The sequence below is a fragment of the Paenibacillus sp. FSL P4-0081 genome (genome assembly GCF_000758565.1).
Lineage (GTDB): Bacteria > Bacillota > Bacilli > Paenibacillales > Paenibacillaceae > Paenibacillus_AQ > Paenibacillus_AQ phytohabitans.
The window spans coordinates 2956376-2969848 of sequence record NZ_CP009280.1 but is presented as its reverse complement, the minus strand read 5'-3'; the positions used below and the strand labels follow the sequence as shown (position 1 = coordinate 2969848).

Sequence of the window (13473 nt, the reverse complement as noted above, 5' to 3'; positions counted from 1 at the left end):
AGCCCTCCCTTTCTTTATCAAGATTTCAAGATCTGCACTGTTCCATAAACTTCATGGCAAGCGAACCACATTCCTCCGGCTTATCCAGCCACGGAAGATGCCCGGCATTCTGCAAGGCATGAAACTCCGGCCGTTGAAAACAAGAGGCAACCTCCTCTCCGATGTCAATGCTGCCAAACGGATCATTTGTACCCCACAGGAACATCGTTGGTTGCTGCACACGATTCAGCTCTTCTTTTTGCAGCATGACATCCGGCTGAGAGCCCCACATGGTGTTAATACGGCGCATGAGACTGAGACTCGAAATTTTATAGTTGGGAAGCTGTTGAAAATAATAGTAGCAGTCTGCGAGTTCACTGGGCAGCTTCTCCAGTGTTTCCTCAGAATGCCCCATAAAACGCAGGCTTTCCAACGATTTATCCGGTTTCTTGGACATAACCAGCTTGTACAGGACATTGTTCAGACCAGGTATGGAAAGTGCACGCAGCGCGGCCGGCGGTCTTGTGCTAATCAGGTTCCCTGGTACGCCTAGCAGTACAAGACTGGATACACGTTCCGGACGGTCGATCGCTGTCAGAATACTCATGTGCCCGCCGATGGAATGAGCTATAATCGGAACCCGGTCAAGCTTGAGCTCGTCCAACACACTTATAACCGTTTGAACCGCAAATTCTCTGAAGTTAATATTCCGGTGGTCCATGCCGTCACTCATTCCACCGCCCGGACGGTTGATGGCGATTATACGCCGGCCGGTCAAATGGGCCATCAAGGGAATCAGCGGGAAGGTATCGCCGGTATTGCCGGGAACAAGAACAACAGGCTCTCCGTGTCCAATCTCGGTCACTCTGATTGTATATCCGAAATTGCCGAACGGAATGTGGCGGATTTCCGCGTCAAGCTGATAATAATCAAGCAATTTCTGTTCTGCATTCCGTGCCTTGAGGACGCGGGGATCGTTATCTTTTAGAATAAGCGATGAATTATTCATAGAGCCACTCCTCCACTTGTGTATACCTATGCTGGATAGAATTCGGTCTGCCGATGCCCGGAAGACTTGAGAATTCATTTTGATGGACGTGTCCACAAATTCAGCCTGGCTCCCGCTGCAAACAGCATCTTTTCCACTCCCTAGTACAACTAATCACTGTGCATGACGACTAATCGGTATCAATTTCAGCTTGCTAAAAAAAACAATACTGTGATACAAATGTATCATAAATACAAATGAAAAAAACCCGAAATGCAGAAGTGGAACAGGAGTGAGCGTAATGTATCGTATCGGAAAGGATAAGCGAAAAACACAATCCGCAAAACTTATTTGCAAAGGCATGGAAGATTTGATGCTAATACAGGATTATAAAGATATCTCCATCACACAGATTATCAACACGTCCGGCGTGGGCAGAGCAACCTTCTATCGGCTGTTTGACGATAAATCAGATGTTGTGCTGTACCAAATGGAGTCAGTATTCGATGAATTAATCCGGCGTATGGGGCCGCATACCGATTCCAGTATAGTAGTTAAAGCTTTATTTGATATCTGGCTTCCCCAAAAAGCTCTCTTTTTATCCTTGGTAAAAGCAAATCTGTATGGGGAGTTTCAAACCCGGTTATCCTTTGTAATCGGAGAAAAACTGAACTTTATTAAAGAAGCTGTTGGTATGGACGACAGGAGCTGGCAGTATTTCATACACATCCGGGCAGCCATGCTCTTTACTGCGCTAAGGGTCGCAATCACTCAATTTAGTGAAGATGATTCGCAGGATATTTCCAGCACGCTGAGCGATCTATTCGGCAAACAGCCGGTATTCAAATCGTAATTGGATTATCCGGCCAACATGAGATAGAACTATGGGAAATGTTGAATATGAAAGGTAGCGTCACTGCATTGGAGGGGACGCCTCTTGGATAAGGGGGAGCTTTCGGGAATGGCATAAGTATCATCGGCCCAAGGGATGAGCAACGTCCTCAGCTATCTGCCCATAAAAAAACAGGCTCTAAACCAGCTATAAACAGCCGATTCAGAACCTGTATTTATTAAATATGATGCGGTCAAGAGGACTCGAACCTCCACGATATTGCTATCACTGGCACCTGAAGCCAGCGCGTCTGCCAATTCCGCCATGACCGCATATTAAGTTGACTTGCTTACGCAGTCACAAGATAGATCTTATCATGCTGGGATTTCAGAGTCAACCTTTTTATCTTTTTTTTAATTTTTGATTATTTCCAATAATTTTCAAGATGAATATTGCATTTACTTACCCAAAAGATGTATAATGAGAACAAAGGTTCGCATACTATAAATGAGGTGATTTATATGGCGACTACCAAGAGAAACACCCTAATCACACCAACACTTCCTGAAGATATAACCAAAGACGAATTGTCCCTTGTCAGAAGCTATCTGCTGCTAACGTTTATCCATAAAGTGTTTGAGCGCGATTGCCGAGTTATTGGTAAGAGCGGTCTCTTCAAGACTCCACAGCTCTACATGGAGCTCGTCTCCAGCGCCACGAAGAAGACTTCGCTGATGCTGCAGGAGGTTACCCGTGAGCTTACTTCGCATCAGCTGAAGATCAATACCATCCGCCAGGATCAGCGCGGAGTTACGGCCGAGTATACCTGCCGGGGATACTCCGGGGATATCCATATCCTTTGGCCCGGCTTCCGCAACGAAATGATGCTGCGCATGCGCGCTTATCTCGGGCTGGGTGCCGAGCTTGCCTCCGTTCTTCCCAGAGAAGAACGGGTGGAACAGATGGCCTTGTCGTTCTAGACCGTTACTGGTTACCGCAAAGAGCCTCGTCCTATTTACCGGACGAGGCTCTTTGTGTACCTACACTTCCTAGAGGTTCCATATAGTTTGAATTTGAACAAAAGCGGAACCATTCCATTTCCTCATACCTGTCCCGTTGTCCGCAGAGCGAGCCTGAGATTGTTAAATTAACACTACATAGGCATAATTGTTGTACGTATTGCAACTTTGATACCTCGATACCTGGGCATTCGGACAGATTGTTGTATGAAATACAACAATTCCTCCACCAAACCGCTAGAACAAAGAGAGATGTTGCCTTTTATACAACAATTTTGGATTAGGGCCGAATTACGGAGGGAAATGTTGTATTCTGTGCAGGATTTTAATAAGCAATGTGATCTCCGGTACAAATATCGGGATAAGAAATATTTGTGGCAATAGCAGCCGGATGTTCACCTATTCTCTGTAGCCACGGCAACCCCAAATTCGAAAAAATCAAAAATTCAATCTGTATCGGGCGCGGCGCTCCTCTACTTAATGACCTTTTCAATCTCCTTCATCCCCGCATCCGGGAACAGCTTCGCCACATGCTCAGCAATCCGTGATTTCGATTCCGCGGGCTTATCAGCGTAACGCGAGGTGACCCATTCTTCCCCGTATACATGCTCACTCATCGCATACCGCCCGACTCCCCAGCCGTACGGACGGCCTTCTTTGTCCTGCTTGTATTCGAATCTGCTCGCTGTAATATAGGTCTGCATCTGCAGATGCGTCATTGCGGTATCGAAGCCCTTGGCCCCGTTTTTCCCGAAGCCGGCCGGCTGCTTAAGCTCATTGGAGAGCAGTCCCTCACTGTGTTCCATTAACACATCCATAATTTGTTTGCTGGGCATGGAGGCTAGTCCATCATCATATCTGGCGTCGAAGTCGTATCCGTCCCTGCGGTAATTGGCGAAGTCAGGGTACCACGCTTTGCTGATAAACCCGGCTTTTTTGTTAAAAAGCTTCGCATAAGCGATCTCGCCCCCTGCGGCAACTTCCTCGCGCCATTCCCACGGCCCTTCCACATCCTTCACGAACCAGTAGCCCGCAGGCGTGCATTCCTGCAGGGAGAAACCATCAATCTCACAGCGGAATAAAGGAAGGAAACCTATCTCACGCACCAGATCGGCTAACTCCCGCGCATTCTTAATTACAGGCAGCTTCATAACGGACCTCCCGGTTCATACGTCCAGCCTTCATCCCCGTGGTAGATCATCAGCTTGGACATACCGCCATCGATATTTATATTCTCCCCGCTGATGAATCCTGCAGCATCACTGCACAGGAAAAGCACCATAGCAGCGATATCCGGCGGTGCTCCTACACGTCCGGCCGGGTGCTGCAGCCGGTCCGGCTCCGAATGAACCGGGTCCGCTGCTTCTCCCGTACCATGATAGGCAGTGGTATCAATCCAACCGGGGCTGATCGCATTCACCCTCGCTTTACCGGCCAGACTTACACTAAGGCCGTGGGTCAACGCACCAATGCCGCCTTTGGTGGCAGTATAGCTCTCCGTATCCGGCTGGGACATGCGCTCCCGGCTTGAAGAAATATTCACAATGGACGCTCCCGGAGCGAAATATTCCTTAAGCCGCAGTGTCAAATAATATGGCGCAGTTACCCCGATCCGCTGCACATATTCGAAATCCTCGTAGCTGCACTCCGACAGCAGTCCTTTTTTGCTGATGCAGGCATTGTTAATCAGGTAATCTACGTGTCCGAATCTGCTGATAACCTGTGCGGTGAAATCCTCAATGACCGAACGCTCAGCAATATCTCCCGGATAGAAAAACAGCCGCTCCGCCCCATACTGCTCCTCCAGCCAGCGTCCGGCCGCAAGATCGGTATCTATACAGGCAACCGCCGCTCCCGCCTCCAGCAGCTCCTCTGTAATACAGCGTCCAATTCCGTTAGCACCGCCGGTGACGACAGAGATTTTATTCTGATGGTTCATATGCTCCTCCTTAGGCAGTTCAATGTAAGGGTCCTGCATAATCAGCAAAAGTACGCTCTGCAGCGTACTCAGCTGAGTGTAAAGCTGTATTTAAAAACGGCATCTAGCGTATCCCGTTTGCTTTTTACAAAGTATCTGCTTCCGGTCTCGGCTCGCTGAACGGCTGATACAGGTAGTTCCGGTCCAGCTTCACAACACGCTTATTCGGACGCCGGATCATTACCTGGGACTCATCCCAGGCCAGCACAATCCCCTTGACATCATTGCTCTCCAGTCCATCCCGCACAACACGTATCTTTTCACCGGAAATCCGGTAGGCATCCAGCTGTTCATCACTGATCATAATTGTTCTACTCCCCTCTCTGTCCTTAGCTTGTCCAATATTTGCCTAAATCGAATCATGAAAAAGACCCAAATGATAAATCATCCGGGTCTAGTTACGATTTGGGTAAGTCTGTATGTCTTATGAAGTTCTTATATCAGCGCTTCATTCTTCTCAAACCAGAAGTCAAGAACTTTAGCGGACATCACCCGTTGTTCCAGATATTCTACCTGATGATCCGTGAATTTCTGTCTCCAGTTGAAGGACAGCTCTTCACACAAACTTGTGATTGTCAGAAGCTCCGACCAAGCTACGTAGCGTTTGTACCAGAAAAACTGAGGATGTTCGATCATATAGGGATACAAATCGTCGAACTCCGTGTGTTTGCAATCCAGCGCACGTTCGAAGTGATCCTTAGCCTCGGTTAGTTTATCAATAAAAAATTGCTCTGTCACCGGTTCTTTCCCCATTGTGACGCCTCCTCTCTCATGTCTATTTTTATTATAAAGGAAAACTTATAGGGTGAAAAGCAGATGTTTCAAAAATAGGCTATGTTCCTGTATTTGTCACTTAAATCTTACCCGAAAGTAATCGTTCCCTCACTAAGTGAGGTAATATCGACAAGCGACTCCAGACGGATACCCTGTTCCCGGATTGTGCGGGCGCCGGCCTGGAAGCTTTTCTCGACCACTACGCCCAGACCCACAAGTTCAGCGCCGGAACGCTGGATAATCTTGATCAGGCCGCGCGCGGCGTCTCCGTTGGCGATAATATCGTCGATAAATAGGATTTTGTCATTCTCCGAGATGTATTGGCGGGACAGCATAATGTCCGTGACAATCCCTTTGGTAAAAGACGGCACCCGTTCGCATAAGGCATCGGGATCAGCGAGCAGCGTTTTTTTGCGCCGGGCAAAGACCAGCGGCACCTTCATCTCATAAGCGGTGGCAAATGCCACGGCAATACCCGAAGACTCCACGGTAACTACTCGTGTCACTCCAGCCTCAGCAAATCTGCGGGCAAACTCCCGTCCCATTTCCATCGTCAGCATCGGATCAACCTGGTGGTTGAGCAGACCGTCCAGCTTCAGCACCTGATCCGAAATGACGACCCCTTCCTCCAAAATCCGCTGTTTCAATATTTCCATGACCTTGAACCTCCATTACCTTTATAATTCCAGACGTTCCACTGTAATACCAGCTTATTCACAAGGCGGAAGTCATGTCCTTCTGTTCCTCATCATAACCTGTACTATGCGGACTGCACAAGGCAATCCTGCCCGCACCGCTATTTAAATCTTCGCAGCATTCAGAGGAGGAGAGCCATGAAGTCCCGAGTCCGCACATTGCAGATCGCTTTCACCTATATTGGCACCATTGTGGGTGCCGGCTTCGCCACCGGCCAGGAAATTCTCCGTTTCTTCACAAGATACGGCCACTGGGCCCTGCTGACCATCCTGTTCTCCACCGCGATATTTATTTGGCTCGGCACCAAAATGATGATTATCGCCCGGCGGATCGAGGCAGACTCCTACGAAGATTTCAACCGCCATCTGTTTGGAGAAAAGGTCGGCTCCAGCATCAGCCTGTTCACCATGATTATTCTGATTGGCGTGAATAGCATCATGCTGGCAGGTGCCGGGGCTATTTTTAAGGAGCATCTCGGAATGCCCTATCAGGCGGGGCTGCTGCTCACCATTCTCGGGTCCTACCTGCTCCTGAAGCGCGGCATTTCCGGAATCCTCCAGATCAACAGCCTGGTGGTCCCATTGATGCTTACTCTGTCGCTGATTATTGTATTTAATACGCTGGGTGTACCCGGTGCAGACCGTTTCCTGTTCCTGCCGTCAGACCACAGCTTCTTCAGTGCCTGGATGTCTCCGCTCCTGTATACCGCCTTCAACCTCGGCATGGCCCAGGCTGTGCTTGTTCCGCTGGCCCGGCATACCGAAGACGAGCAGGCGCTTGTACGCGGAGGGATTCTGGGCGGAGCCGGAATCGGGTTCATGCTGCTGGCAGCCCACTTTGCCATGAGCTCACAGATGCCGGGAATTCTGCAGTTCGAGATTCCGATGGGCAGCATCGCCTTCCGGCTGGGTCCCATCGTGCAGACGATTTTTCTGCTGCTGATCTTCATGGAAATCTTCAGTACCTTCGTTGCAGACATCTATGGAGTTAGCGTTCAACTGCAGCAGCGCCTGCCGGTCGCCCCAGCCCTGGTAACCCCGCTGTTAATGCTGGTCTGCTATGTGTTCAGCCAATTCGGCTTCAGTTCCCTCCTCGGGGTGTTCTACCCGATCTTCGGCGCCCTGTGCCTGGTGTGGGCGGTCATGCTGATGCGCGCTCCCATGTCGCAGCCGCCGCGGCCAAGCGGTCCGCCTGCCTCTGGAAGCGGAGGTAAGGGCATCACCATTGTGGCGGTTAAGCCGGTGATCCGGACTACACGGAAATAACCGCAGCAGCAGGTATGATCGCCGCCACCGCTTCGGCCACATGCCGGTGGCAGGTCATCATCACAATCTGCCGGGATACCGACAATTCGCCAAGTAATTCAAGAGCCGCATGCAAGCGGTGTTCATCGAAATTAACAAACAAATCGTCGAAGAACAGCGGCAGGTTCACCTGACTGCTCATGGTCTCCGAAAGAGCCAGCCGGATCGCCAGATACAGCTGTTCCGCTGTCCCCCGGCTAAGCAGTCCGCTGTCCAGCAGTCCGGCGTCCTTATGCTCCGCCTTCAGCTCCTTGTGCCCGAGAGTCATTACGATCCGGCGGTACTCCCCATGCGTCAGCTTGGAGAAATATACAGAGGCAAGCTGCAGCACCTGCGGCTGCTTCTCCTGTTCATAGATCCGCCTCGTCCGTCCCATAAGCTCTGCCGCCAGCGCCGTTACCGCATATTGCCCGGCCAGATTACGCAGCGCCGCCCGCTGTTCTTCCAGCTGCTGAAGCACCGAGTCCTCCATGCACCGTCCCCTCAGGTCCTCCCGTTCCTGCAGCAGCTTGCCGCGCTGCTGGAGCAGGAAACTGCGTTCTTCCTCCAGGTTCAATACCGCCTCTTCCGCCGCCAAGCGTTCCTGTTCAAGCACCCGGGCATCCTGATGCTCCAGCAGCCGGAGCAGCTCTGCCTTGCCTTCCTGCTCCCATCCGCCAAACATCGCCAGCTCCCACTGACGTACCGACCGCGTCAGCTCACTATGCCTCAGCCAGGCCGATGAACGGCGCAGGAATTGTTCACCGTCCTCAGCGCCGCCTTCCTGAAGGAGCCTGCTGCTCCGCCCGTTCAGCTCCTCCTGCTCTCTCCGGTTCGCAGCCAGTTCCTCACGAACTTGGGTAAGCCGCGCTTCTATACTCTCCCTGCGCAGCAGCTCTGTCTTCAGCGCCTCCCATTCCCGCTTCCGCAGCTCCAGCCAGGTTAGCAGTGAAAGAGAGTCCGGTGAAACTTGAGTTAAAGCCCGGGCTCCGGCAGGAGGTTCAGCTTGGGGCTCCGGCTGCGGGCCTGATTGTGAGCCGGGATGTGCGGGAGCCATCAAAGTAACAGAGGAGTGATCCCTGCGGGCCTCGGCAGCAGCCTCAGTATCTCTAAGCAGAATCATCCCTTCCTGCTCATAAGCAGCGCACTCTGACTCCAGTCCGCTGAGCCGGAGGGATAATTTGCCCTGCTGGCGGAGCAGTTCATTGCCCCGCTCCGCCAGAGCGAAGATATCCGGCAGACCGTCCGGTGAGAGCCCTTCCGGCAGCCCCCGCTGGCGCAGCCATTCTTCATAACGAGCGGCCAGCTCCGTGAAGCTGGCTTCGGCATGGTCCAGCTCCTCTGCCAGTACCCGCTCCTGTCCGGCCAGCACCGCGAGCTCCGTGCGGCAGGCCTCCACCTCAGCGGTCTGCCGTTCGACGCGCTGGCGCCAGGCATTCCACGCCTCCATCAGGCGGCGCAGCTCCTTCATCCCGGCCTCCAGCCCGCCGGCATCTTGTATGCCGCTCTCCGGCTTCGCCCCGGAGAGCAAAAGCCCGCGCAGCCGCAGCATCTCCGCTGCGGCCTTGCCCGCCTCCCCGGCGCCCGGCGCAGGCGGCGTCTGGTCTGCTCTGCTTGCACCGCGCAGAGCGAAGAGCAGTGCAAGGTCCGCTGCGGCCAGCAGGCCGAGCGCGGACCACGCGCTGACCGGCGGCGCGCCGGTCAAGAGCAGCGCAGGCGGCAGCAGCAGCGTAAGCGCTGCGCCCGCCTGCAGGAGGCGCCGGTAGCGCTGCGCCCGGCGCCCGTTCCCGCCGGGGCGGCTGTCCCCGGCGGCAGTGCCTCTGCGGCGCGGGACCTCCGCGCCGCCTGCAGAGCCGCCGAGCAGCGCTTCGCGCCAGCGCTCGGCGGCCTGCTGCAGCTCGTCCCACAGCTGCAGCAGTTCACGCGGGCTGCGCGGAGCGAGGCCCGCGAAGTCCGCTGCGCCGCTTGCGTGTTCGCGCGCAAGCTGGCGCTCGGCCGCCTGCAGCGCAGCGCCGGCGGCGGCCGTTCTGGCGCGGAGGCTCAGCAGCTCCGCGCCCCGGGTCTCCATTTGCCGGTCGTACCCGGCAAATGACGCAGCGTAGCGCCGCGCGGCTTCCCGGTCCGCCGCGCTGGCTGCGAAGCCCGCCAGCTCAGCGGCGCTCCAGCCCGCGCCAATGCTGCGCAGGATACGCTGGAGCTGTTCGCCCAGCGCGGCAAGCTCACCCGTCAGCCGCTGCCGCTCCGTGCGCTTGTCCTCATAGCTGCCCCGTCTGCGGTCCAGCGCTTCGAGAACCGGCCCCTGCTGCTCCAGCAGGGAATCAGGCGGATTCGCGGCAAGCTCAGCCGCAAGCTCTGCCTGCAGCCGTTCCAGGCGGAACGCCGCGCCCTGCAACCCCCGCAGATCACCCTCCAATGCCTTCCAGCGGTCCACTCCAGCTTCAGGGAACGCATCGATCTGCGGAAGCTCTGCCAGCTCAAGCCGGGCTTCAGACCATTTCAGCCACAGCTCGCGGATCTCCTGCGCCTTCCGCAGCTTAAGCAGCTGGTCTGCCGCGGTTTCCCGGCTATCTTTCATCTGTAACAGCTTCTGCTCTACCGCTTCCAGAGCCAGGGTATTCTCATTATATCTGGGCAGATAGGAACGGCTCTCCGCTACCTCCCGTTCCAGCTTCTCAATAGACTGCAGAATCTTGGCGGCATCCTGCACCTTGCCCCGTGGCTTATAGAGCTTCTCGGCATCCTGGACCAGGCGTTTCTCCGCCCGCATAATCTCACCGCCGCCGCCCATCCCGGCATGGAACAGGTAGCTGCTCATCTCACCGGACTGCAGCGCGCCAAGCTCCTGCAGCTCGTCCAGCGAGACGGCGAACAGCTGGCGGAACATACTCCGCGAGATGCCGCCCAGCAGGCGGCGCTCCAGCTCAGCCTGCTGCAGCTCCTCAGTGCTTCCATCCGGATGGCTAAGTGTAATCTGCAGCTTCTCTCCTCTTCCAGGTCCTTCACCGCCGGAAGCAAACCGGCGGATCGTCCAGAGGGCGCCTCTATCATCACGCGCATTCAGCACCCCGCCATGTGTTCCGCCCTGCAGCGGCTCATACCGCTCGGCAGGATACGCCCTGCCGGGGATGCCGTACAGCATCGCGCGGATAAACTGCAGGGTAGTGCTTTTGCCGGCTTCATTACGCCCGAAGAGCACAGTGACCCCTTCGTTCAGCTTCATCTCCCGCCGGGCCAGACGGCCATAGCCGTCAATCCGCAAAGACTCAATTTTCATTCAGCATCCCCCCGCTCCCGCCATACAGTCAGGTCTGCCGCTTCCCTGTCACTGTCCTCTTCCTCCGGCATCGCCATATTCACCGCTGATCCGCCGGCTCCGTCTCTTTCCGAGGGTCCGTTGGCCCGGGCAGACACAACCTCTTCTCCTGCCGCAGGACTCTGCGGCACAGTAGCCTGCTCCTCTACTCCGCTGAGCAGCACAATGCCCAGCTCCGCAGCACTGCCCAGCCACTCCCGCTTCTCTTCGCTCCCTGTGGACATGAGCAGCTTGCGCAGCTCCTGATTCTCCATTAGCGGCCTTAGCGCAGTGGAGATCAGCTCCTCCAGCTCCTCGTCGTTCCCGCCGCTACGTCCGGCAAGCCGCAGCATTTCGCCGAGGAAGCTGTCCTCCAGCAGCAGACGGCCCCGGTCAACCGCCAGTCCCGTTTCAATAGCGAAGCCTTCGGTCCACACGAGACCTGCATACTCCTTACGTTCCGCACGGACCGTTTCCCGCCGCTGCAGCTCGGCGAGCAGATCATCCGCAGCCCCCTTCTCCGTCAGCACCTTATGTATAGCACCCCGCCCGGTCAGGCGGAATCTTACCACAGACATCAGCTGCGGTGTTTCTTCCCGGAGGTCTTCAACCGCATTCTCAACGGCCCGCGTCCACTCAGCCTCATCCGCCAGACCCTCCACCGGGATCTCACGGACCTGCCAGCGCACACTGTCCAGTTCATGGAAGGTCAGCGACGCAGCACCTTCTGCATCCACATAAACGATATAGCAGCCTTTAGGGCCAGTCTCTTTAATACTTCGCCCCTGAATATTTCCCGGGTAGACAATCGGCGGACGATCGTGCAGAATACTGCGTTTATGAATATGCCCCAGCGCCCAATAGTCGTAGCCCCTGCCGATCAGATCCTTGCGGCTGCACGGAGAGTACGTCTCATGCTGGAGATCCCCGTCCACATTGCCGTGCAGCAGGGCAATGTGGAACAGGCTGCTGCCCGGTTGACGGTTATACCGCAGCGCCGTATTCTCAGTCACTTTGGCAGTTGGATAGGAGATCCCGCTGATCACGGCTACCTCCCTGCCGTCCTCTCTGCTGCGGGCAATAGCCTGTTCCGGCTCATTGCCGCCGAACACCGTAACGTGATCAGGCGGTGCCTCTACCAGACGCGGCCCGTCCAGCGGATCATGATTTCCGTGAATCAGGAACACCTGAATCCCGTGCCGCCCGAGTTCCTCCAGCGCTTCCCGGAACCGGAGCTGACCCTGGAGAGAGGCATCGGAGACATCATAAACATCGCCGCTTATGACAACGAAATCTACCTTTTGCTCTATAGCTACGCCAACAAGCCGCCCGAGGGCGGCGAAGGTGGACTCCCGGAGATAGGAGCGTATAGCCTGCGGGAGATGGGACAGCCCTGCAAACCGGCTGTCCAGATGCAGATCCGCAGCATGCAGGAATCGAAAAGGTATCATACCCTCACCCCTTCATTCCCGGCTGATACTGCAGGTAAGTTTTCTTCAGCTCATTGGCTACCCGGGTCAGGGAATAGAGGCTCTTGGCCTTATCCCAGGCCGAACGGGACAGCTCATAACGGTAGCCGGGATCACTGATCACTTTCTCAAGGGCATCTGCCAGTCCCAGCTCATCATCCGGATTCACCAGCAGCCCGTTGACGCCATCTTCAATCTGCTCGGGAATCCCGCCGACATTCGTTCCGACAAGTGCGAGGCAGCTGAGTGCAGCTTCCGCAAAGACTGACCCGAATGCCTCCGCCCGCGAAGGGAGGACAAAAATATCAAAGAACGGCATGAATTCCTCCGGATGCAGCGTATAGCCGTAAAAGATCGTTTCATTATAAATTCCCAGGTCCTGCGCCAGCTGCTCCAGCTCCGCCCGGCTCGGTCCGTCCCCGATAATATGCAGTACATATTCATGACCCCGCTTTTTGAGCTCGGCACAAGCCTTGAACAGTGTATCTATTCCTTTGGCCGGTACCAGACGGGTAACAGTGACCAGCTGCGGAATATCATTGTCATGCGGCACAGGCTTGAATCTCTTCTCGTCGAAACCGTTGGGAATAACGCCGATGCTGCCGGGCTGATCTATATAAGGAGTTAAATATTCGGCAAAAGCGCGCGAAACCGTCATCAGCCTGTCGCTGACATGCTCCAGCTCGCGGTAAATCGAGACCAGAAACTGATGCTCCAGGCCGCCCTCCTGGATGGCTCCATTCAGAATCAGCTCGCGTTCATAGCTGGAGTGCAGCGTTTGAATTAAAGGAATTTCCGGATATATTCTTTTCATGGCCAGCCCGGCAATCGGGTGATGGGCATGGATCAGATCATAGCTTTTGCTCATCCGCAGCTTCGTCCACCAAATATAATCACGGTAGGTTTGGATATATTTTTGCACAACCGGACTTTCGCCGTACTGTGTCCAGTCAAAGGTTTCAAAGACAATCTCTTCGCGTCCCTTGCCCCGGATCCGTTTGGGCAGCCAGAACAAATCCATCTCCCAGCGGCTGGACCGGAAGCGTTCCTGCAGATAAGGGATCATAGAAGATACACCACCGGGCTGCTCCGGCGGGAAGAATAGCGCTTGCAGCAAGTTCATAAGGTACATCTCCCTTTACAATTGCCCTGATTACGGTGAG

Annotated in this window: 12 protein-coding genes and 1 tRNA gene; 3 read left to right on the top strand and 10 right to left on the bottom strand. The window is 54.8% G+C overall.

The window, feature by feature from the left end:
- Window positions 1-25: 25 nt before the first annotated feature.
- Window positions 26-988 carry an alpha/beta fold hydrolase gene (locus P40081_RS12435; protein WP_042135779.1) on the bottom strand — a complete coding sequence of 321 codons (963 nt, stop codon included), beginning with the start codon at window positions 986-988 and terminating at the stop codon, window positions 26-28.
- Window positions 989-1268: 280 nt separating this feature from the next.
- Here P40081_RS12435 and P40081_RS12430 point away from each other — a divergent pair, with 280 nt between their 5' ends.
- Window positions 1269-1820 (top strand): TetR/AcrR family transcriptional regulator, encoded by a 552-nt coding sequence (locus P40081_RS12430; RefSeq protein ID WP_042135777.1) that lies wholly within the window; start codon window positions 1269-1271, stop codon window positions 1818-1820.
- A 227-nt stretch (window positions 1821-2047) separates the two neighbouring features.
- Here P40081_RS12430 and P40081_RS12425 read toward each other — a convergent pair.
- Window positions 2048-2131, bottom strand: a tRNA-Leu gene (locus P40081_RS12425).
- A gap of 189 nt (window positions 2132-2320) precedes the next feature.
- On the opposite strand from P40081_RS12425, the gene P40081_RS12420 reads away from it, so the two are divergent.
- Window positions 2321-2779, top strand: coding sequence for a YhjD family protein (locus P40081_RS12420; protein WP_042135775.1), 459 nt, complete (start codon window positions 2321-2323; stop codon window positions 2777-2779).
- Between the two features lie 512 nt (window positions 2780-3291).
- Here P40081_RS12420 and P40081_RS12415 read toward each other — a convergent pair.
- The 5 genes from P40081_RS12415 to P40081_RS12395 form a co-directional block, all read right to left on the bottom strand.
- The gene (locus P40081_RS12415) at window positions 3292-3969 is read right to left on the bottom strand and encodes an AlkZ-related protein (RefSeq protein ID WP_042135773.1); all 678 of its coding nucleotides are present in this window, start codon (window positions 3967-3969) and stop codon (window positions 3292-3294) included.
- Complete coding sequence (locus P40081_RS12410; protein ID WP_042141010.1) at window positions 3966-4757, bottom strand: SDR family oxidoreductase; 792 nt, start codon at window positions 4755-4757, stop codon at window positions 3966-3968. Before P40081_RS12410 ends, P40081_RS12415 begins: the two co-directional genes overlap by 4 nt.
- 124 nt (window positions 4758-4881) lie before the next feature.
- Complete coding sequence (locus P40081_RS12405; protein WP_042135771.1) at window positions 4882-5100, bottom strand: hypothetical protein; 219 nt, start codon at window positions 5098-5100, stop codon at window positions 4882-4884.
- 131 nt (window positions 5101-5231) lie between these two features.
- The gene (locus P40081_RS12400) at window positions 5232-5549 is read right to left on the bottom strand and encodes a hypothetical protein (protein ID WP_039309077.1); all 318 of its coding nucleotides are present in this window, start codon (window positions 5547-5549) and stop codon (window positions 5232-5234) included.
- A 107-nt stretch (window positions 5550-5656) separates the two neighbouring features.
- On the bottom strand, window positions 5657-6226 hold the full coding sequence (locus tag P40081_RS12395; protein WP_042135769.1) for a xanthine phosphoribosyltransferase: 570 nt from the start codon (window positions 6224-6226) through the stop codon (window positions 5657-5659).
- Between the two features lie 177 nt (window positions 6227-6403).
- Between P40081_RS12395 and P40081_RS12390 the strand changes: the two genes are divergently transcribed.
- A complete protein-coding gene (locus tag P40081_RS12390) occupies window positions 6404-7531 on the top strand; it encodes a YkvI family membrane protein (RefSeq protein WP_042135767.1) in 1128 nt (375 codons plus the stop codon).
- Here P40081_RS12390 and P40081_RS12385 read toward each other — a convergent pair.
- Genes P40081_RS12385 through P40081_RS12375 form a run of 3 tightly spaced genes read right to left on the bottom strand, consistent with a single transcriptional unit; the run spans window position 7518 to window position 13433 of the window.
- Window positions 7518-10823, bottom strand: a complete 3306-nt coding sequence (locus P40081_RS12385) for an AAA family ATPase (protein ID WP_042135765.1) — start codon at window positions 10821-10823, stop codon at window positions 7518-7520. The two genes, P40081_RS12390 and P40081_RS12385, sit on opposite strands and share 14 nt — an antisense overlap.
- On the bottom strand, window positions 10820-12292 hold the full coding sequence (locus P40081_RS12380) for a metallophosphoesterase family protein (protein ID WP_081969926.1): 1473 nt from the start codon (window positions 12290-12292) through the stop codon (window positions 10820-10822). The genes P40081_RS12385 and P40081_RS12380 overlap by 4 nt, the downstream gene beginning before the upstream one ends.
- Window positions 12293-12296: 4 nt before the next feature.
- Window positions 12297-13433, bottom strand: a complete 1137-nt coding sequence (locus P40081_RS12375) for a glycosyltransferase family 4 protein (protein WP_042135763.1) — start codon at window positions 13431-13433, stop codon at window positions 12297-12299.
- Between the last annotated feature and the right edge of the window lie 40 nt (window positions 13434-13473).